The organism is Arthrobacter ruber (genome assembly GCF_002954225.1).
Lineage (GTDB): Bacteria > Actinomycetota > Actinomycetes > Actinomycetales > Micrococcaceae > Arthrobacter_D > Arthrobacter_D ruber.
The window spans coordinates 70,009-91,535 of sequence record NZ_PPTH01000013.1 but is presented as its reverse complement, the minus strand read 5'-3'; the positions used below and the strand labels follow the sequence as shown (position 1 = coordinate 91,535).

The 21,527-nt window shown below is 72.2% G+C and carries 21 protein-coding genes and 1 riboswitch; of the genes, 14 read left to right on the top strand and 7 right to left on the bottom strand.

Annotated features, from left to right (window positions below; all coding sequences use genetic code 11):
- The first annotated feature begins 23 nt into the window (after window positions 1-23).
- The 8 genes from thiL (at window position 24) to rsmD (ending at window position 8,102) form a co-directional block, all read left to right on the top strand.
- Window positions 24-1,043 (top strand): thiamine-phosphate kinase, encoded by a 1,020-nt coding sequence (gene thiL, locus CI785_RS04375; protein ID WP_105030872.1) that lies wholly within the window; start codon window positions 24-26, stop codon window positions 1,041-1,043.
- Between the two features lie 22 nt (window positions 1,044-1,065).
- Window positions 1,066-2,004, top strand: a complete 939-nt coding sequence (locus tag CI785_RS04370; protein ID WP_105030871.1) for a DAK2 domain-containing protein — start codon at window positions 1,066-1,068, stop codon at window positions 2,002-2,004.
- Window positions 2,005-2,024: 20 nt separating this feature from the next.
- Window positions 2,025-4,229, top strand: a complete 2,205-nt coding sequence (locus CI785_RS04365) for an ATP-dependent DNA helicase RecG (protein WP_105030870.1) — start codon at window positions 2,025-2,027, stop codon at window positions 4,227-4,229.
- 39 nt (window positions 4,230-4,268) lie between these two features.
- Window positions 4,269-4,673, top strand: a complete 405-nt coding sequence (locus tag CI785_RS04360; protein ID WP_105031013.1) for a TOBE domain-containing protein — start codon at window positions 4,269-4,271, stop codon at window positions 4,671-4,673.
- 2 nt (window positions 4,674-4,675) lie between these two features.
- Window positions 4,676-5,488 carry a molybdate ABC transporter substrate-binding protein gene (gene modA / locus CI785_RS04355; RefSeq protein WP_105030869.1) on the top strand — a complete coding sequence of 271 codons (813 nt, stop codon included), beginning with the start codon at window positions 4,676-4,678 and terminating at the stop codon, window positions 5,486-5,488.
- Between the two features lie 132 nt (window positions 5,489-5,620).
- Complete coding sequence (locus CI785_RS04350) at window positions 5,621-6,442, top strand: ABC transporter permease (protein ID WP_105031012.1); 822 nt, start codon at window positions 5,621-5,623, stop codon at window positions 6,440-6,442.
- Window positions 6,442-7,485, top strand: a complete 1,044-nt coding sequence (locus CI785_RS04345) for a sulfate/molybdate ABC transporter ATP-binding protein (protein ID WP_105030868.1) — start codon at window positions 6,442-6,444, stop codon at window positions 7,483-7,485. The genes CI785_RS04350 and CI785_RS04345 overlap by 1 nt, the downstream gene beginning before the upstream one ends.
- Before the next feature lie 14 nt (window positions 7,486-7,499).
- On the top strand, window positions 7,500-8,102 hold the full coding sequence (rsmD, locus tag CI785_RS04340; RefSeq protein ID WP_105030867.1) for a 16S rRNA (guanine(966)-N(2))-methyltransferase RsmD: 603 nt from the start codon (window positions 7,500-7,502) through the stop codon (window positions 8,100-8,102).
- 206 nt (window positions 8,103-8,308) lie between these two features.
- On the opposite strand, the gene CI785_RS04335 is transcribed toward rsmD, so the two are convergent.
- The 4 genes from CI785_RS04335 to CI785_RS04320 all read right to left on the bottom strand — a co-directional run bounded on the left by CI785_RS04335 (window position 8,309) and on the right by CI785_RS04320 (window position 12,065).
- Complete coding sequence (locus CI785_RS04335; protein ID WP_105030866.1) at window positions 8,309-9,058, bottom strand: YcnI family copper-binding membrane protein; 750 nt, start codon at window positions 9,056-9,058, stop codon at window positions 8,309-8,311.
- A gap of 113 nt (window positions 9,059-9,171) precedes the next feature.
- Entirely contained in the window at window positions 9,172-9,768 is a 597-nt protein-coding gene (locus CI785_RS04330; RefSeq protein ID WP_105030865.1) for a hypothetical protein, read from the bottom strand.
- Between the two features lie 198 nt (window positions 9,769-9,966).
- Window positions 9,967-10,836 (bottom strand): spermidine synthase, encoded by an 870-nt coding sequence (locus CI785_RS04325; RefSeq protein WP_240614996.1) that lies wholly within the window; start codon window positions 10,834-10,836, stop codon window positions 9,967-9,969.
- On the bottom strand, window positions 10,833-12,065 hold the full coding sequence (locus CI785_RS04320; RefSeq protein ID WP_105030864.1) for an aminotransferase class I/II-fold pyridoxal phosphate-dependent enzyme: 1,233 nt from the start codon (window positions 12,063-12,065) through the stop codon (window positions 10,833-10,835). The genes CI785_RS04325 and CI785_RS04320 overlap by 4 nt, the downstream gene beginning before the upstream one ends.
- Window positions 12,066-12,186: 121 nt before the next feature.
- Here CI785_RS04320 and coaD point away from each other — a divergent pair, with 121 nt between their 5' ends.
- The 6 genes from coaD to CI785_RS04290 all read left to right on the top strand — a co-directional run bounded on the left by coaD (window position 12,187) and on the right by CI785_RS04290 (window position 16,471).
- Window positions 12,187-12,666 (top strand): pantetheine-phosphate adenylyltransferase, encoded by a 480-nt coding sequence (gene coaD, locus CI785_RS04315; protein ID WP_105030863.1) that lies wholly within the window; start codon window positions 12,187-12,189, stop codon window positions 12,664-12,666.
- 106 nt (window positions 12,667-12,772) lie between these two features.
- Window positions 12,773-13,339 (top strand): YceD family protein, encoded by a 567-nt coding sequence (locus CI785_RS04310; RefSeq protein ID WP_105030862.1) that lies wholly within the window; start codon window positions 12,773-12,775, stop codon window positions 13,337-13,339.
- A 2-nt stretch (window positions 13,340-13,341) separates the two neighbouring features.
- Window positions 13,342-13,545: a 50S ribosomal protein L32 gene (gene rpmF, locus CI785_RS04305; protein ID WP_043445822.1), complete on the top strand. Its 204-nt coding sequence runs from the start codon at window positions 13,342-13,344 to the stop codon at window positions 13,543-13,545.
- A gap of 72 nt (window positions 13,546-13,617) precedes the next feature.
- Entirely contained in the window at window positions 13,618-14,346 is a 729-nt protein-coding gene (gene rnc / locus CI785_RS04300) for a ribonuclease III (RefSeq protein WP_105030861.1), read from the top strand.
- Complete coding sequence (mutM, locus tag CI785_RS04295) at window positions 14,347-15,309, top strand: bifunctional DNA-formamidopyrimidine glycosylase/DNA-(apurinic or apyrimidinic site) lyase (protein ID WP_105030860.1); 963 nt, start codon at window positions 14,347-14,349, stop codon at window positions 15,307-15,309.
- Between the two features lie 138 nt (window positions 15,310-15,447).
- Window positions 15,448-15,626, top strand: a riboswitch (cyclic di-AMP (ydaO/yuaA leader).
- A gap of 2 nt (window positions 15,627-15,628) precedes the next feature.
- Entirely contained in the window at window positions 15,629-16,471 is an 843-nt protein-coding gene (locus CI785_RS04290) for an NlpC/P60 family protein (protein ID WP_105030859.1), read from the top strand.
- Window positions 16,472-16,694: 223 nt separating this feature from the next.
- On the opposite strand, the gene CI785_RS04285 is transcribed toward CI785_RS04290, so the two are convergent.
- Genes CI785_RS04285 through CI785_RS04275 form a run of 3 tightly spaced genes read right to left on the bottom strand, consistent with a single transcriptional unit; the run spans window position 16,695 to window position 21,300 of the window.
- Window positions 16,695-17,663, bottom strand: coding sequence for an NAD-dependent epimerase/dehydratase family protein (locus CI785_RS04285; RefSeq protein WP_105030858.1), 969 nt, complete (start codon window positions 17,661-17,663; stop codon window positions 16,695-16,697).
- Window positions 17,660-20,281 (bottom strand): alpha/beta fold hydrolase, encoded by a 2,622-nt coding sequence (locus CI785_RS04280; RefSeq protein WP_105030857.1) that lies wholly within the window; start codon window positions 20,279-20,281, stop codon window positions 17,660-17,662. The genes CI785_RS04285 and CI785_RS04280 overlap by 4 nt, the downstream gene beginning before the upstream one ends.
- A complete protein-coding gene (locus tag CI785_RS04275) occupies window positions 20,275-21,300 on the bottom strand; it encodes a 3-oxoacyl-ACP synthase III (protein ID WP_105030856.1) in 1,026 nt (341 codons plus the stop codon). Before CI785_RS04275 ends, CI785_RS04280 begins: the two co-directional genes overlap by 7 nt.
- Window positions 21,301-21,527: the final 227 nt, after the last annotated feature.

Here is a 21,527-nt window from a genome sequence, read left to right as displayed (position 1 = left end):
TCGCGCATCGTACGGTAGCCCCCATGACCGATGAATCGCAGCCGACGGCTCCGGGCGGGCCCTCCGTGGGCGGGATGAGCGAGGGTGAGCTCCTCGCGAGGATCTTCCCGCTGCTCGGCGACGCCCGGGGCACGCTGGTGGGTCCGGGCGACGACGCCGCCGTGCTCGCCGAGACGCCCGGGCCAGTGGTCCTCTCCGTGGACACACTCGTGGAGGACGCGGATTTCCGTCTTGTCCGCAGCAACGGGTTCACGACCTCCGGCTACGACGTCGGCTGGAAATCCGCGGCGCAGAATCTCAGCGATATCAACGCGATGGGAGGCACGGCCACCTCGCTGGTCGTGAGCCTGACGCTGCCGCCGCACACGCCCGTCACCTGGGTGGAGGACTGCGCTCGGGGACTCGCAGCGGCGATCCGGGAGCTCGGCGCCGTGTGCTCGGTGGTCGGTGGCGACCTCGGCCGTGGTGCGCAGATCGTGGTCACCGCCGCTGTGACCGGGACCCTGGAGGGCCGGCAGCCCGTCCTCCGATCGGGCGCGCAGCCTGGTCACGTGGTCGCCGTGGCGGGAACCCTCGGCCGTGCGGCGGCCGGTCTGGCCCTCCTCGAGGACGGCCGGCCGCTCGCCGTCCTCGGCGCGGCGGGGGAGGAGCTCGTCGCCGCACAGCTGCGCCCGCGCCCGCCCCTCGCAGCCGGTCCCGCAGCCGCTTCCGCGGGGGCCGGCGCCATGCTCGACATCTCCGACGGGCTCGTCCGGGACTCGGGCCGGATCGCCACGGCGAGCGGAGTGCAGCTCGACCTCGACCCCGCCGCCCTGCTGCACTATGCCGAGCCGCTGCGCGCAGCGGCCGGGCTGCTCGGGGTGGACGCGATGGACTGGGTGCTCGGAGGCGGCGAGGACCACGGACTGCTCGCGACGTTCCCCCGGGACGCCCTGCTCCCACCCGGCTTCACTGCGGTAGGCTCGGTAGGGCTGGGCACGCCGCGAGTGACACTGGCGTCACAGGCGACAGCTCTCAGGGGATGGGATCACTTTGCAGACTAAGATCACCGCCAATGCTGTTGCGATGAAGCGTTGGCTGGGCAGGGCAGAAGAGTCCCTCGGCAACCACAGCGACCGCCTGAACGCCATCAACATCTTCCCGGTGGCCGACGGCGACACCGGTACCAACCTCTACCAGACCGTCCGGTCCGCAGCAGGCGCGGTCCAGGACACCGACACCTCGGACCTCGGCGACCTGCTCAGCGTCGCGGGCCGCGGGGCCATGGAGGACGCCCGCGGGAACTCCGGCACCCTCTTCGCCGTCTTCCTGGCCGCCTTCGCCGAGCCGCTCCACGGGGTCACCCGACTCACCAGCACCCTGCTGGCGTCGGCGCTGCACCGGGCGCAGATCCGCAGCTGGTCCGCCCTCAGCGACCCGGTGCCCGGCACCATGCTCTCCGTCCTCGAGGCCAGCGCGCGTGCAGCGGCGGAAGCCGCCGCGGAGCATGCGGGCGACGACAGCAACTCCGCGCTCGCCTTCACGCTGCGGGCCTCCGTCCAGCACGCCCTTCACGCCGTGGTGCGCACCGAGAGCCAACTCGGACCGCTCACCGACGCGCAGGTGGTGGATGCCGGAGGCGTGGGCTTCCTCCTGATCCTCGACGCACTCCGTGCCGCCGCGCTCGGCGAGGAACTGCAGGACGAGCTCATCGACGGTCTGCACGGATACGACATCCAGGCACCCCACATCCACAACGGCGGGGACGCCGACGGCGTCGAGGTCATGTGCACCATCAACCTCAGCCCGCTCGACGCCGCGACCCTGCGCCTGCACCTCGACGAGATCGGCGACTCGGTGATCATGAGCGCCGTGACCGAGGTGGAGGAGGGCTACCGCTGGCGCGTCCACGTGCACGTGCCCGACGCCGCACCCGCCCTGGCCCTCATCCACGAGGCGGGTTCCCCCGTCAACATCTCGGTGACGCAGCTCGCCGCCCCACCGGTAGGGGACGTCAGCCGGTGACTCCCGGAACGGCGCGGGCCGTGGCGTCGGAGCTCGACGCATCGCTCGACAGGCACCTCGGGCCGGTCGCGAAGCCGCTGGCCAAGTACTTCGGCATCACCACCGTCGGCGAACTGCTCAACCACTTCCCGCGGACCTACCTCAAGCGCGGCGAGCTGACACCGATCTCCGACGTGCCCGTGGACGAGGACGTCACCCTGATCGCGCGCGTCCAGTCCGCCCGGTCGCGGAGGATGCAGACGCGCAAGGGCAGCCTGCTCGACGTCGTGATCACCGACGACGACGACGGCGGCCTGGGCGGCATGCACCTGACCTACTTCAACGGCTTCCGGGCCGAACGCGAGCTCAAGCCGGGGGTCCGCGCCATGTTCTCCGGCAAGGTCACCGTCTACCGCGGTCAGCTGACCCTGAACAACCCTCGGTACTCGCTGCTCGACGACGACACCGACCCGGAGGACGTCGACCGCCCCATCCCGGTGTACCCCGCGGTCGACAAGCTCGACAGCGACAGCATCGGCAGGGCGGTGGGGATCGTCCTCGACACCCTGCGACTGACCGACCTGGACGACCCGGTGCCGGCGTCCATCGCCCGACGCGACAAGCTCATGAGCCTCGCGACGGCCTACGAGCTCGTGCACCGTCCCCTGCAGATCGAGGACACCTACCGTGCGCAGCACCGCCTGCGCTATCAGGAGGCGTTCGTGCTGCAGGCGGCCCTCGCCCGCCGTCGTGCGCTCGCCGCGCGGGAGGAGGCGACGGCGCGCCCGCCGCGCGAGGACGGGCTCCTCGCGCAGTTCGACGCACGGCTGCCGTTCACCCTCACGCAGGGACAGCTGGATGTCGGCAGTACCCTCGCCGCGGACCTCGCGCGCGACCACCCCATGAACCGCCTGCTGCAGGGCGAGGTGGGGTCCGGGAAGACCCTCGTGGCGCTGCGTGCCATGCTGCAGGTCATCGACGCCGGCGGGCAGGCGGCCCTGCTCGCTCCCACCGAGGTGCTCGCGGCACAGCACCTGCAGTCCATCACCCGTACCCTCGGCCCGCTCGCCGAGGGGGGCATGCTCGGAGGTGCCCTGGACGGGACGCGGGTGGTGCTGCTCACCGGGTCCATGTCCACCGCGCAGCGCAAGCGATCGCTGCTGGACGCGGCGTCGGGGGACGCCGGGATCGTCATCGGGACCCACGCACTCCTGTCCGACAACGTGGAGTTCTTCGACCTCGGACTGATCGTCGTGGACGAGCAGCACCGCTTCGGGGTGGAGCAGCGGGACTCGCTGCGCACCAAGGCCCGGACCTCGCCCCACGTGCTGGTCATGACGGCCACACCGATCCCGCGGACCGTCGCGATGACGGTGTTCGGTGACCTCGAGACCTCCACGCTGTCCGAGCTGCCCGCCGGGCGCTCGCCGATCGCCACGCACGAGGTGGGTCTCAGCGAGCACCCGGCCTGGATCGACCGGATCTGGTCCAGGGCGCGCGAGGAGATCGACGCCGGCCGGCAGGTGTACGTGGTGTGCCCCAAGATCGGCGACGACGGCAAGGCCGACGACGACGCACCGGAGGTGCTCTACGGGGAAGCGCCGGCGGACCGCAAGGCCGGGGGCCAGCAGGAGCTGACCAGCGTCGTGGGCCTCCTCGAGTCCCTGGGCTCGGTGCCGCAGCTGCAGGGGGTCACCAGCGGGATGCTGCACGGGCGCATGGATCCGCAGGACAAGGCGGACGTCATGGCGCGCTTCGCCGACGGCAGCGTGCAGCTGCTCATCGCGACGACCGTGATCGAGGTCGGTGTCGACGTCCCCAACGCCACCCTCATGGTCATCATGGACGCCGACCGCTTCGGTATCTCGCAGCTCCACCAGCTGCGCGGCAGGATCGGCCGTGGCGGGCACGCGGGGACGTGTCTCCTGGTGACGAAGCTCGAGCCCGAGCACCCGAGCCGTGAGCGTCTGTCCGCCGTCGCGGCGACCACGGACGGGTTCGAGCTCTCGCAGAAGGACCTCGAGCTCCGGCGCGAGGGGAACATCCTCGGTGCCTCGCAGTCCGGCGGCCGCTCGGCACTGCGGTTCCTCAAGATCACGCAGCACGGCAAGGTCATCGAGAAGGCACGTGCCGACGCCCAGGACACCGTGGCCCCGGACCCGGACCTGCACGACTACCCCGGGCTCGCGCTCGCCATCGAGCTGTACCTGAACCCTGAGAAGGAAGCCTTCCTCGAGAAGGGCTAGCGCCTCTGACGCCGCGTCTGAGGAGATAGCATGCTTTCCATGACGCAGTTACGGATCGCCGACGCGGCGCGGTACCTCGGCGTCAGTGACGACACCGTCCGTCGCTGGATCGACGGGGGCATTCTCGCGAGCGCCAGGGACGCCTCGGGCAAGGCCGTCGTCGATGCCCTCGAACTCGCCCGGCTCGCACAGCGCAACGCCGTCCTGCCGGGGGACCCGTCGGACATCGGCCGGTCCGCCCGCAACCGGTTCGTGGGTATCGTCACCGATATCGTCATGGACACCGTCATGGCGCAGGTGGAGCTCCAGTGCGGCCCCCACCGCGTGGTGTCCCTCATGAGCAGCGAGGCCGTCCGCGACCTCGGCCTGGAGAAGGGGTCCATCGCGATCGCCGTCGTCAAGGCCACCACCGTCATCGTCGAGACCCCTGCCGGGAAGGCCTGACCATGGCGAACCGCCGTTCGAGCCGGCACCGGCCCGGCACCCCCGCCAGGGCTCCCGCCCGCGCCCTGGCGCTCGCCGTCGTCCTGGCGACGACGGCCTGCGGGACCAGCACGCCGGACGACGCCGGGGGCGACACGATCGACGGCAGCATCACCGTCTTCGCGGCCGCATCGCTGAAGGACTCCTTCACCGAGCTGGCCGGCGCATTCGAGCAGGCCTACCCGGGCACGGAGGTCTCCCTGAACTTCGCGGGCTCCTCGGACCTCGTCACGCAGATCACCGAGGGAGCGCCGGCCGATGTCCTCGCCAGTGCGGACGCGGCGACCATGGGGAAGGCCGGGGATGCCGGCCTGCTGGCAGGCGAACCCGTCGACTTCGCCAGCAACACCCTGCAGCTCGCCGTCCCGGCGGACAACCCCGCCGGGATCACCTCGCTCGCGGACGCGGCAGGACCCGGCGTGAAGACCGTGGTCTGCGCCGTGCAGGTCCCGTGCGGTGCAGCGGCGGCGAGGGTCGAACAGGCCGCCGGGGTGGACCTGATGCCCGTGAGCGAGGAGTCCTCCGTCACCGACGTGCTGGGCAAGGTCACCTCGGGCGAGGCCGACGCCGGTCTCGTGTACGTCACGGACGTGCGGGCGGCAGGGGACGCCGTCCGCGGCATCGAGGTCCCGGAAGCTGCCGCCGCCGTCACCACCTACCCCGTCGCGGCCCTGGCCGACAGCGCCGACCCGGCGACGGCGCAGGCCTTCGTGGACTTCGCCTCCGGACCCTCCGCGCGGGCCGTGCTCGGGGCGGCGGGTTTCGGTGCGCCCTGACGCCCCCGGAGGGTACGCGCCCGAGGTCGCCGGCCGCGCCCCTCGACGCCCGGCAGGAACCGTGGCGCTCGGGCCCGGTCCGACGTCGTGGCCGGTCCCCGCGGCGAGCGCCCCGGCCGGCGGGACCAGACCATGAACACGGCCGTCCTTCCTCGCTGGGTGGTGGCCCTCGCCGTCGTCGGCGGCCTGTTCGTGGTGCTGCCCCTCGTGGCGATGGCACTGCGGGTCGACTGGCCGCGCTTCGTCCCCCTCGTCACCTCGGACAGCGCGCAGGCCGCGCTGCTGCTCAGCCTCCGGACCTCGCTGACGGCGACGGCGCTGTGCGTCCTCGTGGGTGTGCCCATGGCCCTGGTCCTCGCGCGGACCTCGTTCCGGGGGCAGCGGCTCGTGCGGTCGCTCGTGCTGCTGCCGCTGGTGCTCCCGCCCGTGGTCGGCGGGATCGCCCTGCTGTACACCTTCGGGCGGCGCGGGCTCCTCGGCAGCAGCCTGGACGCCCTAGGTGTCGACATCGCGTTCTCGACGACCGCCGTGGTGATGTCGCAGGCCTTCGTCGCGCTGCCGTTCCTCGTGCTCAGCCTCGAGGGCGCCCTGCGGTCGGTCGGGACGCGGTACGAAGCCGTGGGCGCCACGCTGGGCGCCGGACGGTGGACGGTGCTCCGGCGCATCACGCTGCCCCTGGTCCTGCCGGCCCTCGTCTCCGGGGCCGTGCTGTCCTTCGCCCGCGCACTGGGGGAGTTCGGCGCAACGCTGACCTTCGCCGGGAGCCTGCAGGGCACCACGAGGACGCTTCCGCTCGAGGTGTACCTCCAGCGGGAGACCGACCCGGATGCGGCCGTGGCGCTCTCGCTCGTCCTCGTGGTGGTGGCTGTCGCCGTCGTCGGTGTCGCGCACCGCGTCCGGCCCCTCGGGAGCGGCACACCGGCACCGCCGCGCGTCCAGAACCGGGCCCGCTGATGGGCCTCACCTTCGCGGCGTCCCTCGCCGACCGGGGGTTCGACGTCTCGTTCGAGCTGGCCGCCGGCGAGACCCTCGCCGTCCTCGGACCCAACGGGGCCGGGAAGTCGACCCTGCTCAACCTCGTGGCGGGGCTGCTCGCGCCCACAGCCGGCCGGGCCCACCTGGACGGCGCCGTCCTGTTCGACGCCGGTGCCGGCCGCCGGGTGCTCACGGAGCCGCGCCACCGGGGCGTCGCCCTCCTGGCGCAGGAGGCGCTCCTGTTCCCGCACCTCACGGCGCTGGAGAATGTCGCGTTCGGGCCGCGCAGCCGGGGTGACCACCGGGCCGCCGCACGTACGAGCGCCCTGCGCTGGCTCGAGCGGGTCGGGGCCGAGGACCTCGCGCGCCGCAGGCCCGCGCAGCTGTCGGGGGGACAGGCCCAGCGGGTGGCGATCGCGCGCGCCCTCGCGGCCGACCCCGCGCTGCTCCTGCTGGACGAGCCGCTCGCAGCCCTCGACGTCGCGGTCGCCCCGGCGGTCCGTGCCCTGCTCCGGGACGTCCTCGCGGGACGCTCGGCCATCATCGTCACGCACGACCCGCTCGACGCCTTCCTGCTCGCGGACCGCGTGCTCATCCTCGACGGCGGCAGGATCGTCGAGTCCGGCGCCACCGCCGAGGTCCTCACCCGGCCCGTCACGGCGTTCGGGGCCCGCCTGGCCGGCCTGAACCTCCTGCCCGGACGCGCCACGGCGGCGGGATTCACGGCGGACAACGGGCTGGTCGCGCCATCGGCCGAGGTGTTCCCGACAGGCCGGCGGCTCGCCCTCACGGTCCGTCCCGGCAGTGTGTCCGTGTCGCGGACCACCACGGCCCCCGCGGGGGTCAGCGGCCTCGAGGTGGAGATCGACGACGTCGAACACCGCGGCGACGTGGTGCGCGTGCACGGCGCCGGCCTGGCGGCGGACGTCACCCCGGCGACCGTCGTCGCTCTCGGGATCGCTCCCGGGACGCGGCTGTTCGTGGGCTTCCGGCGCGAGGACGCGAGCATCTACCCGCTGTAGGGCGGCGGTCGGGGATGCGGCGGCCGGACGATAGAGTCGGACGCATGACGCGCATCATCGCCGGAGCCGCGGGCGGCTCGACCCTCACCAGCGTCGACGGGAACGGCACACGTCCCACGACCGACCGCGTGAAGGAGGCCCTCTTCTCGAGTCTCGAGTCCTACGGCGTGGTGCAGGGGGCGCACGTCCTGGACCTCTACGCCGGCTCGGGCTCACTGGGCGTCGAGAGCGCGAGCCGCGGCGCCGCCACGGTTGACCTCGTGGAGTCGGCGGACCGCGCCGCGGCCGTCGCCCAGCGCAACGCCGACCTCGTGAACCGCGTGCTCGGCTGGACCGCCGTGCGCGTGCACCGGTCCAAGGTGGAGACGTACCTCGAGCGCGTGGCGCCGGAACTGACCTGGGACCTCGTCCTCATGGATCCGCCGTACACCGTGGGGGAGGACGGGGTGCTCGCCGTGCTGGCAGCCCTCGAGTCGAGACTCGCCGAGGGGGCCGTCGTCGTCGTCGAACGGTCCGCGCGCTCGCCGGAGCCGGCGTGGCCGGCCTGGCTGGAGCGCTTCTCCGACAAGAAGTACGGGGAGACACGCCTCTGGTTCCTGGAGCCGGCGGTCGCCTGACCCGGCAGGATCACCGACCGACGCGGGGCGGCTACCGCAGGTTCCTCCCGCAGGGCGTGCTTCCCGCCGGCGCATCCATCGCCCTCCAGCACCTGCGGCGGAGGCGCGCCCGGCTCGCTGCCGGAGGGCGGTGCGGATCGGGGAGGGTGCGATGAGCGGGTGCGGTGCCGGCCCGGACGCCGGCACCGCACCCGTGACCCAGGCGGTTATGCCTTCCGACGCGTCCTGGCCAGCGCGGTCACGCCGGCGGCCAGACCGAGCAGGCCGGCCACCAGGCCCACCCACCCGACGGCGGACGAGGAGCCCGTGTCGGTGCTGGTCGCGGCCTGCTCGGCGTCGATCGCCTCGGCGGTCTCGGCGGTATCGGTAGCCGTGTGGCCGCCGTGCGCATCCTCGCCCTCCGCCGCGGCGGTCGTCACGAAGGACGGCGCCGGCTTGTCGGGCTCCTCCCCGCCCTCCACGGTCTCCTGATCCCATGCGACGACGTCACCGTCGGTGTAGGACTGCGTGGCGGGAAGCATCACGGTGGAGCCCGCCTCGGGGAGGCGTCCGACGGAGATGGAGAACGTCTGGTACTGCTGCTGGGAGATCTCGGCGCCCGGCTCGGCGGTCCAGACGACGGACAGCGGCGCCTCCGTGAGGGTGGCGCCGTCGTCCGTGGTGACGGGTTCCGGCAGTGCACCGGACACCACCTCGGCCGTCCAGCCCTCCACCGGCTTGACGCGGACCGAGGTGAACGGCTGCCCGGTGGGAAGCGTCACCTCGAGCTTGTTCGTGGCCGCGGTCTCGGACTCGTTGGGCACGCTGAAGGTGAGCTGCGAGTAGCCGTCCTCGGTGGTGGAGGCGGGGGCGACGGTGACGTGGGCGCTGGCTGCGCCGAGGCCCAGGGCCATCAGTCCGGCAGTGGTGAGGGCGACGGCGCCGGTGGTGAGGGCGCGCTTGGGTGAGCTGGTCATGGAAGTGCCTTTCGGGGTGTGCTCCGTGCCGCGATGGCGGAAGGGACGGGAGCAGTGGGAGGTGGTCCGGGCAGCGCCTGCCGACCACCGGGGATCCCCTCGAGGAGTCCGGGTCAGGCGGGCAGCGCTTCCAGGGCCGGCGGACCCCGCAGGGTGGGCACGGAGGCATGGACGGGCAGCGGCGCGACAGGCGCCGGTCCGGCGGACACGGTACGGCGCAGGGGCGTCGCGGGGGGAACCACGGCCGGAGCGCGAAGGAGAGGCTGGAGCCAGGCGCCGAGGAGGGCGAGGGCCTGGTCACTGCGGGTGACAGCGAGAGCGAGGACGACGGTGGCCACCACGTGCAGCAGGGCCATCAGCGGACCTCCGGCTGCCTCGCCCAGCTGCTCCGGGACCGGGGAGCAGGCGAGTTCGAAGGCGGCGTGGTGCCCGGGGTTCACCGATGAGCTCTCGCACACGGCCGGCACGGCGGTCATCCCGAACAGGGTGTGCAGCAGGAGCTGTCCTGCTCCCATCGCCAGCAGACCGGTACGGAACGAGACCGTGGTCCGGGTGAGCAGCATCATCGGGATCAGGAGGAGGGCACCGAGCAGGAGCATCACGCCCGGGGCCGGAAGATGCCCTGCCGCGAGGACGTGGGACGCGGAGGAGACCGAGAGGATCAGCGAGACGAGGACGATCGACCGGAGATAGGGGTGGGCCGCAGCCATCCGTGTCTCCTCCCTCGAATCGTCCCGCGCTGTCCTCACAGGGTACCGCCGAAGCGTGGACCGCCGGCGTCGAGTACTTCGGACGGGTGGGCCGGCCGGATGGGCGCCGTGCTGCACGGCGGCAGGGCACCGCGACCCGTGAGCCTGCTCGACAAGCCCGCGCTCCGGTCGCCTGTGCACGGGAGCAGCTTCCGAGCTCTACAGCGGAGGCAGCCCGTGGAATGCCGCGAGCTCCGGGCCCGTGAGGACCGCGGCCGGATGCGGTCCCGCTGCGAGCAGCGCACGCGTCCATCCTGCGGGCCACGGGTCGCGCCGCGCGGCGACGATGACATTGCCGGCCTGCCCGCCGTCCACCATCCCGGCCTCGGTCAGCACCGCCGTCGCGCCGGCCAGTGCTGCGAGCTGGCGGCTCTGTGCGCGGGCGAAGGCCAGGGGAGGGTCGTCGCCGACGTTCACCAGGACCACACCGTCCTCCCCGCAGACCCGCAGCAGGTGCGCGGCGTACTCGGGGGAGGTGAGGTGGGCGGGCGCGTCGGCTCCGGCGAAGATGTCCAGCACGACGACGTCGAAGGCGTCGTCCGGCTGCTCGAGGACGGCGTCGGACGCGTCGCCGACGACGATCTCGCAGATGGTGCCGTCCGGGAGCGGCATCGCCTCGAGGACGAAGTCGATCAGGTCCCGTTCGAGGTCGACGGCGATCTGGAACGATCCGGGCCGGGTCGCCTGGACGTACCGGACGAGGGTGAGCGCCCCCGCCCCGAGGTGCAGGACCCGCACGGGCGCGCCGGGCTCCGCCACGAGGTCGATCACGTTGCAGATGCGCTGGAGGTACTCGTAGAAGACCCGTTCGGGGTGGAGCAGGTCCACGTGCGACTGCTGCGCGCCCCCGATGCTGAGGATCAGGGCGCCCTCGATGTAGGCGTCCTCGTCGAGCTCCGCGTAGGCCCCCGTCACCGGCAGCCAGCGCGTGGGCACCTCGACGTCGTCCGCGTCGTCCGTGTCGTCCGTGTCGGGCCCGACGGGGGTGCCGTGCTCCGCACCGCGGGCCGGGCGGGGCGCCTCGGTCACACGCGCTCCCGCAGGGCGCCGAGGCGGAGTGCGCCCTCCTCGATGACGTCGAACCTCTTGCAGAAGGCGAAGCGGAGCAGTGAGCGCGTGCGTTCGGCGCCCTCCTCGTGGCAGAACATCGCCACGGGGATGGCGGCGACACCTATCAGGGACGGCAGGCGCCGGGCGAGGTCGGTGGCGTCCTCGACGCCCAGCGGAGCGGCATCGACCGTGGTGAAGAATGTGCCCTCGGGTTCGAAGACGTCGAACCCCGCGGCGCGCAGCCCCTCGCCGAGCAGGTCCCGCTTCCTCCGGAGGGTGGCGGCCGCCGAGGTGAAGAATGCGTCGGGCAGTCCGAGGCCCAGGGCGACGGCGCCCTGGAAGGGCGTCCCCGAGGTGTAGGTCAGGAAGGTCTTGACGGTGCGCACCTGGGCCACGAGCTCGGCCGGCCCGCTGAGCCAGCCCACCTTCCATCCGGTCACCGAGAAGGTCTTGCCGGCCGAGGAGATCGTGAGGGTACGGTCCGCAGCCCCCGAAAGGGTGGCGACCGGGATGTGCGGGACCCCGAAGGTCAGGTGCTCGTACACCTCGTCGGTCACGATGATGGCGCCATGCCGCTCGGCGAGCCTCACGATCAGCTCCAGCGCCGCCCGGGTGAAGACGCTGCCCGTGGGGTTGTGGGGGTTGTTGACGACGACGATCCGCGTACGCTCGCTGAAGGCGGCCTCCAGGCTCGCGGCGTCCGGCTGGAAGTCGGGTGCGCGCAGCGGTGCCGTGGTGTGGGTGGCGCCGGAGAGTCCGATCACGGCGCCGTAGGAGTCGTAGAAGGGCTCGAAGGTCAGCACCTCGTCGCCGGGCCCCGCGAACGCGAGGATGGCGGCGGCGATGGACTCGGTGGCACCCGTGCTGACGATCACCTCGGTCTGCGGGTCCACCGTCAGTCCGTAGAACCGTTCCTGGTGCGCGGCGATCGCGGAGCGCAGGACCGGGAGTCCCTGGCCGGGGGCGTACTGGTTGGCGCCGTCGGCGATGGCCGAGCGCGCGGCGTCCAGGATCTCCTGCGGACCGTCCTCGTCGGGGAAGCCCTGGCCGAGGTTGATCGCGCCGTGCTCCTGCGCGAGGGCCGTCACCTCCTCGAAGATGGTGATCCCGAGCCTGCCGTCGCTGCCGAGCAGGTTCGCGCCGAGCGCGGCCCTCGTCCACGGCGCCGTGCCACTGCCCCGGGGTGCGGTCCGCGCGTCTGCTGTCATGACACCAGTATTGCCGGTTCCCACCCACGGGCGGGCAGCGGACGACGACGCGCCGGAGGGCGCGCGGGAGCGGCGGCTCGCGATGCGCCCCGCCCGCCGCGGGACTGGGTACCGTGGTGGCATGAGCCGCGCCGTCTGCCCCGGATCCTTCGACCCCATCCACAACGGACACATCGAGGTCATCAGCCGGGCCGCGGGCGTCTTCGACGAGGTGATCGTGGCGGTGTCGACGAACTACGCGAAGAAGTACCGGTTCGGGATCGACGAGCGCCTGGCCTTCTGCACGGAGAGCCTGGCGCACCTCCCGGGCGTCACGGTCCGCCCCATGGGGGCCGGGCTCGTGGCTGATTTCTGCAGGGACCACGGGGCGGCGGCGCTCGTGAAGGGTCTGCGCTCGAGCCTGGACTTCGACTACGAGATCCCCATGGCGACCATGAACCGGCACTTGACCGGCGTCGAGACCGTCTTCCTGCCCACGGGCACCGACTTCGCGCACGTCTCCTCCACGCTGCTGAAGGAGGTCGCGACCCTCGGGGGTGACATCCGGCCGTTCGTCCCCGACGCCGTCCTGCGGCGGCTGCTGCCCGACGACCACTCCTGAGCGACGGCGCGGCCGCGTTTTGGGCCAACCCTCCCCGTCAGGGTAGGATGATACGTCGGTCATATGTTCTACAGGAGTCACCATCACCAGCGATCTCAGCTCGCCCCTGACCTTCAGTGTCAAGGATCTCGGACGCAGTCCGGGAAGCATGCGGACAATCGAAGAACATGTACCGGCACCGAAGGATTTCGGCGTCGCGCTGATCGGCGTGCAGGAGGGTTCCGAGATGGACCTCGACCTGCGCTTCGAATCGGTGCACGAGGGAATCCTGGTGTCGGGAACGGCAAGCGTCGAAGTAACCGGCGAGTGCGGCCGGTGCCTGGAACCACTGCGCTACACCAGTGACGTGGACGTCCAGGAACTCTTCTTCTACAGCGACTCCGCGTCGCTGTCGGTGGAAGAGGAAGAAGAACAGCACAGGGTGGAGAGCGATTCGGTCGATCTGGAACCCGTGTTGAGGGATGCAGTGGTCACGTCACTGCCATTCCAGCCGGTGTGCCGGGAGGATTGCAAGGGCCTGTGCTCCGAATGCGGAGCGCGGCTCAATGACGATCCGGACCACCACCATGAAGTTTTGGATCCTCGCTGGTCAGCCCTCGCCGGGCTGGCAGGCACCGCCGCTGAGAATGACGCGGCACCCCAGTCAGAGTCAGACGAGAGAGAAAAGAGTTAGCCGTGGCTGTCCCCAAGCGGAAGATGTCCCGCGCGAATACCCGCGCACGCCGGTCCCAGTGGAAGGCAACCGCGCCCAAGCTGGTCAAGACCCTCGAGAACGGCCGCGTCACCTACAGCCTCGCCCACCAGGCCAAGGTCGTCACCGACTCCGCCGGTACTCCGCTGTTCCTCGAGTACAAGGGCCGCAAGGTCGCTGACGTCTGACACCGGACTCCGGCCCGCCGCACCCATCAGTGCGACGGGCATCCGTCCGATGCTGGATCAGCTGATGCGGTTGTGAAGAATACTGAAGAACTCTCGAGGCGTCTCGGTGTCGATATCGATGCCGAGGCGCTTCGTCTTGCCCTGACGCACCGGTCCTACGCCTACGAGCGGGGCGGCATCCCGACCAACGAGCGCCTGGAGTTCCTCGGCGACTCGGTGCTCGGCCTCTCCGTCACCGATGCCCTGTACCGCGACAACCCGACGCTGTCGGAGGGTGAGCTAGCCAAGCGGCGCTCGGCCGTGGTCAGCACCAAGGCACTCGCGGGCGTGGCCCGTACGCTCGACCTCGGCAGCTACGTGCTGCTCGGCCAGGGGGAGAAGCTCACGAACGGGCGCGACAAGGCGTCCATCCTCGCGGACACAATGGAAGCCGTCATCGGCGCCGCGTACCTCACCCACGGGATCGAGGCCGCGCGCGCCATGGTCATGCGGCTCATCGGCCCCCTCCTGCGCGATTCCGCGGTCCTCGGCGAGGGGACCGACTGGAAGACCCGCATCCAGGAGGCGGCCGCCGGACGGCGGCTCGGGATGATCGACTACCAGGTCGAGGGCACCGGACCCGACCACGCCCGCACGTTCACGGCCCGCCTGGTGATCGGTGGCGTCGAATACGGTTCCGGATGCGGGCCCTCCAAGAAGGAGGCCGAGCAGGCAGCGGCCGCCGCATCCTGGAAGCTGCTCGACGACGTCCCCGCCATCCGCGACGGTGCGTCCGGGTCGCACGCGGCAGACGGGGCCTGAGTGCCCGAACTCCCCGAGGTGGAGGTGGTCCGCCGCGGCCTCGCGCGCTGGGTGGCGGGACGCCGCATCGAGGCCGTGGAGGTCCTGGACCCCCGCTCGCTCCGCCGTCACGTGAACGGTGTCGAGGACTTCATCGGCAACCTCGCCGGTGCCCGCGTCGCCGACGTCGTACGGCGCGGGAAGTTCCTCTGGCTGCCCCTCGAGGACCCCGCCGGTCCCGGAGGCATCCTCCACGTGGCGCTGATGGCCCATCTCGGGATGAGCGGGCAGCTTCTCATCGAGGAGTCCTCCGCTCCGCCGGAGAAACACCTCAAGGTGCGCCTGACGCTCTCCGCGGCGGACGATCAGGACGGGATGCCGCTTCCGGCGGAGCTGCGGTTCGTGGACCAGCGCATCTTCGGCGGCATGTTCCTCGCCGACCTCGAGCCCACCGCGGACGGCCACCCGGGCGGCCTCGGGCAGGGGAGCCTGCCGCTCGTCCCGCACCAAGCGGCGCACATCGCACGCGATCTCCTCGACCCCGCCTTCTCCGCCGAGTCCTTCCACCGGCGCCTGCGGGAGCGCAGGACGGGCCTGAAGCGCGCCCTGCTCGACCAGGGGCTCGTCTCGGGCATCGGCAACATCTACGCCGACGAGGCGCTGTGGGCGGCCCGGCTCCACTACGCGCGTCCCACGGACACCCTGCGGCGCCCGGACACCACCCGCATCGTCGAGGCCGCCACCGAGGTCATGACGCGTGCCCTGGCCGCCGGGGGCACGAGCTTCGACGCGCTGTACGTCAACGTCAACGGCGCCTCCGGCTACTTCGCGCGTGACCTGGAAGCCTACGGCAGGGCCGGCAGGCCCTGCCGCCGGTGTGCCTCCGAGGGCCGGCAGACGCTCATCCGCAGGGAATCCTTCATGAACCGGTCCTCCTACCTGTGCCCGCACTGCCAGCCCAGACCGCGGAACGCCCGGCTCTGAAGGGCCTGTCCGGCCTAAGCACATTTAGGTCCGTGATACAAACGTGACAATGGGGGCGGCAGCACGTACCGTAGTGCCCGCGCCCGGTTCACAACGGACTGGCGCCCGTCCTCTCTCTGCCTAACCCTGTCGCTGAGGACGGACCGTTCGCACAATCCATTCGACAGGGGCGGGGGAACCGATAGCGGACTCGATCCTTCGAGTCCTAGGGGTAAAGACACGTGTAGACCAGCACGGGGGCGGTGGTCTGCCAGTACGTGTCCGGATGTCCCATCCGAACCCGACAGCTAACTTCGTAGGCATTGGGAAAGGCAACAGCATGTCCAAGAAGAGCCCTGTCGCGCGCCACCGAGCAGTCCCGACACGCATCAACCCCTTCGTCACCGCATCGCGGGCCGTCACCGCGGGTGCCTCGGTAGCCGGCAAGCCCGCCGCCGTCGTCGTCGCAGCCTCGGGCCTCATGCTCGGCGCAGCACTCCCGGCCAGCGCCGCCGGTGAGATCAGCGTCGCTCCCGCACCCCAGCAGGCCGTCGTCGCTCCCGCCGCCGCAGGCACCTACACCGTGCGGTCCGGCGACACCCTCGGCAGCATCGCCGCAGCCCACGGAGTGAGCCTGCAAGCCCTCTTCACGGCCAACGGCCTCGGCTACAGCTCGGTCATCTACCCGGGCCAGTCCATCGCTCTCGCCGGCTCCGCTGCCCCCCAGCAGTACTCGGCGCAGGCCGCGAGCATCGTCGCGGCGCCCGCCGCTGTCGCAGCGCCCGCCCCTGTCGCAGCCCCGGCGCTCTCCGCCGGGAACACCACCGGACTCAGCACGCAGTCCGCCCCGGCAATCGGCGGCATCACCGCGACCGCCATGCGCGGCGTCGGCTCGGGTTACGTCTTCGGCGGCACCTCCTACGGCGCCTGGGACTGCTCCGGCTTCGTCCAGTGGGTCTACGCCCAGCACGGCATCAGCCTGCCGCGCACCACGTGGTCCCAGTTCGCCGCTCTGCGCCCCACCGGCAACCCCCAGCCGGGTGACCTGGTGAGCCAGAACGGCGGCAGCCACGTGGGCATCTACCTCGGTAACGGCCAGATGGTCAGCGCCCTGAACCCGTCGCAGGGTACGCAGGTGCACTCCGTCAACGTCATGAGCGTCGACGGGTACTACACCCGCTAGCCGGCCCGGCACCACGGACGGGTGCCGGCAGGACGCAGCAGGACAGTAGGACACGGAAGGGCGGGATGCCGGGCATCCCGCCCTTCCTTCTGCCCGGCGCCGGGTGCATGACGGCGTCCGTGGTGGATCCGTCCGGGAACGTGCCGGGACTCATGCGCGATCCCCGCTACCGCTGAGGTCCACGCCCCGGCACGCCAGGGCGTGCCGCGGTCGCGGTACGCCCTCAGCGCCGGTAGTGGCGCGCCAGGCGCTCGAAGCCCTCGTCGATGCCTACGGTCGGCTCCCACTGGAGCACGGTACGGGTGCGCCGCTGGTCGAACCAGTGCGCCGTAGAGAGCTGCTCGGCGAGGAAGCGCGTCATGGGCGGCTCCTCGGTGCGTCCGAGGGCGAGCCACGCGCGCTCGATCGCAGCTCCGGCGCCGCGCGCGAGGGCGCCGGGGACCGACCACGACGGCGGTGCCACGCCGCCGGCCCGGCAGATCCCGGCGATCAGTTCGGCGATGGGACGGGGCTCGCCGTTGGTGACCACGAAGGCCTGGCCCTGCGCCGCGTCGATGCGCCGCAGGCACGCCGCGATCGCCGACGCGGCGTTGTCCACGTAGGTGGTGTCGATCAGCGCGACGCCGCCGTCGAGCAGCGGCAGGCGGCCGCGGCGGGCGCGGTCGATCACGCGCTCCACGAGCTGCGTGTCGCCCGGTCCCCAGACGATGTGCGGCCGTACGGCCGCGACCCGGAACGCCGGCGTGGATCGCGCCAGGGCCAGCAGTTCCGCCGCGGCCTTCGAGCGCGCGTAGTCGCCACGTGCCCGGCCGGGATCGGCGGGGCAGGCAGCGGCGCCGACGAGCGAGGTCCCGGCGTGGGCCACCGAGGGGGAGGACACGTGGACGACGTCGGTGGTCCCGGCGTCCCGCGCCGCGTCGAGGAGGAACCCCGTCCCTTCGATGTTGACGCGGTCGAAGTCGGCGGACGCACCGGTGAAGGATACCTTGGCCACGAGATGGACGACGGCCGTGCATCCCCGGACAGCCGCCGTGACGGCGTCCCTGTCCTCGATCGACCCGAGGACGTCCTGCGCTCCCGCGACCCCGGAGGGCCGCCGCTGGAAGCACCGCACCTCGTGCCCCTCGCCGACGAGGTGCCGGGCGACCGCGCCGCCCAGCATTCCGCTGGCCCCGGTCACCAGGACGGTCACAGTGTTCCGGCCCGCCCGCCGGCCAGGAACCGGCCGCTCCAGGCGGCCACGCGGGCACGGTCGATCTTGGCGTTGTGCCGGATGTCCACGGGGAGGGCGGGCACGACGACGACGGCCGCGAGGTCCACCCCGCGCCGCGCCGCAGCGGCCCGGGCGGCGGCGGCGAGGTGAGCATCGGCGAGGTGCGGACGGCGGCGCGCGGTCCCGCCCTCGACGACGGCGACGACGGCCTGCGTACCCGAGGGCCCCACCCCCACGACGGCGGCGAGGCGGACGCCGTCGAGCGTCTCCAGGTCCTGCTCGAGGCCGACGGGCGTCACCACCCCTGCGGCGGAGACGAGAACGTGGCCCAGCCTGCCCTCGACCCACAGGCGTCCTTCGGCGTCGAAGTGGCCGACGTCGCCCGTGCGGTGCCAGGGACGCATGCGGGCGGCGTCCTGCTGGGTCTTCCAGAGGCGGAAGTAGCGGTCCTTGACGTGCGGGGCGTCGACGAGGATCTCGCCGGTCACGCCGTGGCCCGTCGTGGGCTCGCCGGTGGCCGCCCCGTCACCGTCCAGCGGTGCGACCGCCACGTGGGCACCCCGGACGGGGAGGCCCACGCAGACACCGTTCCCTGCACCGTCGAGGCCCGCGGCCGCCGCGGCGGCCGCAGCCCGGAGCCCGGAGAGGTCGATGTCGGCGACGAGGAGCGACTCCGTCATGCCGTAGGGCGTGTGGAGTGCAGCCGCGGGCACGAGATCCTGCACGGACTCGAGGAGCGGCAGGGGGATCGGGGCGCCGGCCGAGAGCAGGAGGGTGATCCGGCCGAGGGCGGTCCTCGCCTCCGGGTCGAGGTCCCCGGAGGTCGCCAGCACGTTCCGCAGCGCCGCGGGCGAGGCGAACACGACCGTCGCGTCGATGGCGTCGGCGGCGTCCGCCAGTGCCCGCGCGGTCAGGGTCCGGGGAGCGGTCACGTCCATGTCCGGGGTCACCGACGTCGCCCCGAGCGCGGGTCCGAGCAGGGCGAAGGGCGCGAACCCCGCGACGAGCGCGGTGCCCGGCCCGAGTCCCAGGGTTCGCTGGACGGCGTCGCGCATCGCGGAGAGCTGCCGGTGGGTGTAGACCACGCCCTTGGCCGGGCCCGTGGAGCCGGAGGTGAAGAGGATGGCCGCGTCGGCATCGGCGGGCGGTTCCGGCGGTGCGGACACGGGCCGGGCGGCGCGGAGGTCGCCCAGGGACGCCTCCACGCGCAGGGCCGTCCGCTTCGCGCGCGAGAGGGAGCCCGCGCTGATGCGGCGCCCGGGCCAGCCGAGGGCACGGGCCGCCAGCAGGGCCCGCTCGATACCGATCACGACGTCGGGGGCCGCGCCCCGCACGGCACGGCTGAGGCCACGGGTGCCGAGGCCGGCGTCCGCGACGACGATCACCGCGCCGATCCGCAGGCACGCGTAGATCAGCACGGTGAGGTCCACGCCGGGCGGCACGAGCAGGCTCACCCGGGTCCCGGTGCCGTACCCGAGCGCCGTCAGCCCGGCCGCGACGGCGGCGACGTCGTCGTCGAGCTCGCGCCAGGTCAGCGTGCGCGGCGGACCCGCGGGCGTCATCTCGGCGACAGCCGTCGAGGGCCCCTCCGGGCCGGACGCCAGGTCACCGATCCTCCGGCCCAGCGGTACGTAGTCGCCCGGGTCGAGGGGCGGCGCAGTGCCGGCGGGCGGCGCGGCCGCGCCGATGCCGCGCTCCGCGAGCCAGTCCATGGCGGTCGCGGCGGTGTCGGCGTCCTCCTGCACGAGGTGGCTCGCCCGCTCGAAGCGGTGGATGTCCGCGTGCGGGAGGCGTCCGGCGAGGTCCTCGAGGTAGGTGTCCGAGAAGACGGGGTCGTGAGGCCCCCACATGATCAGCACGGGCACCTCCAGGCTGCGGATGCCCTCCGCCGTCTCCGTCAGTGCCGCGTAGCTCGGGTGCGACGGCCCGGCGGGGATGTCCGAGACGAAGTTCGCGATGCCCTGGCGGTCCGCGGCGGAGCGGTAGGGATCGCGGAAGGCACGGCGCACGGCCGGGTCCAGGGCCGGCCGCGCGAGCGCGAGCGTGACGTCGAGGAAGGCACTGGTGGTGCGGGTGCCGAGTCCGTGGACGCCGGGGGCCAGCGCGAGGCGGAGCGGGGCGGGGATGCGGCGGTCGGGGTCCTGGTGGATCGCCGTGTTGGTCAGGACGACGCCGGCGAGGTCCTCGCGGTTGCGGTGCGCGTAGCCGAGACTGACGACGCCTCCCCAGTCGTGACCCACTGTCACCACGGGACCGGAGATCCCCACGGCGGCGACGAAGTCCTCGAGGTCGGTGATGCGGTGGGCGAGGCGGCGGAAGACCCCGGTCCTGGCGGAGTAGCCCATGTCGAGCTGGTCCACGGCGATCACGCGCCAGCCGGCGGCGGACCCCGCCGCGAGGAAGCTCCGCCACAGGTAGGACCAGGTGGGGTTGCCGTGGACGCACAGGAGCGTGCCCTTCACGGAGCCGTCCCCGAGGTCCCGCCCGTTGTCGAGGTAGTGCCAGCGATGACTGGTCCCGGGGGCGTCCGCCCCGCTGGTCGAGGGCACGTCGATGAACGCCGACCACGAGGGATCGACGCCGGGGAGTGCTACCACGCAATCTCCATCATCGAGGTGTTCAGGCCCGAGCCCACGCCGAGGCACAGCACGCGGTCTCCCGGGGACAGGGACTGCGACTCCTGGGCGAGCGTCATGGGCAACGACGCCGGCCCCACGTTGCCCCAGTGCGGGAAGGTGATCGGCACGCGCTCCCGCTCGAGGTCCACGGCCTTGATGATGGCGTTCGTGTACGAGTTGGACACCTGGTGCGTGACGTAGCGGTCCATGGCGTCCCACGACCAGCCGTCGGCCTGCGCCTCGTGCCACGCGGTGACCACGAGCTCCAGGCCGCCGTCGAGCAGGCCCTTGGTGTCGGTGTACATGCCGTCGATCCCGCCGACGCACAGTTCGTGGTGCTGGGTCCCGGCGCGGGACACGCCGCCGAGGATGCGGTGCGAGCCCGGGTGGAGATCGGCGCGGCCGAGGACCGCGGCGGCCGCGCCGGAGCCGAGGGTCAGCGTCGCGAATTCGGCGAGGAAGTCCGCGCGCGTCGAGTCCTCGCGGTTCAGGCGGCGGAAGGTGGCCTCCTGCGTCCGCTGCGCGTCCTCGCCGGCCACGATCAGGGCGTACTTGATCTGCCCGGAGTCGATCATGTTCGCCGCGAGGGTCATTCCGTTGACGAAGCCGAGGCACGCATTCGCGAGGTCGAAGTTCATGGCGGAGGAGGGCAGGCCCAGGGTGTGGTGGATCTTCACGGCCACCGACGGTTCCAGGTTGCGGCGCGTCACCGAGGTGTTGATGAGCAGCCCCACGTCACCCGGCTCGATGCCGGCCTCGGCCATGGCCTTCGCGCCGGCCTCGATGGCGGCGTCGTCGAAGTCGGACCCGGGGGACCACCAGCGCCGCTCGGTGACGCCGGCCACGCGTTCGAGGAGTCGCTTGGAGAGGCGGAGCCTCTTCAGGCTGGGGGCGAGCCGTTCGTCGAACTCTGCGGAACTGACGACGACCGGCGCCTCCACACTCGTGACGGCGAGCAAAGCCGTGTTGTCATGTCGAAACGTCGCGTTACCGGTCAAATTTCCTGCCTCGTCAATGTGTCAGCGCCGGTGCGTGGCCGCAAGGTACCCACGGATGGATCGGCCTGGACGCTTCTGAATTCTGCTGAAACTTTTGCAAGCCTACTTCGTAGTAAGACGGCGGGTCACTTCGAAATTCCCCGGCGCCTGCAGCCTTGCCCGCCCGGTGCCCCGCCCGGTACTGGGGCCGGCACCGCCCCGGTCCCCGGACCGGTAGCCGATTCCGT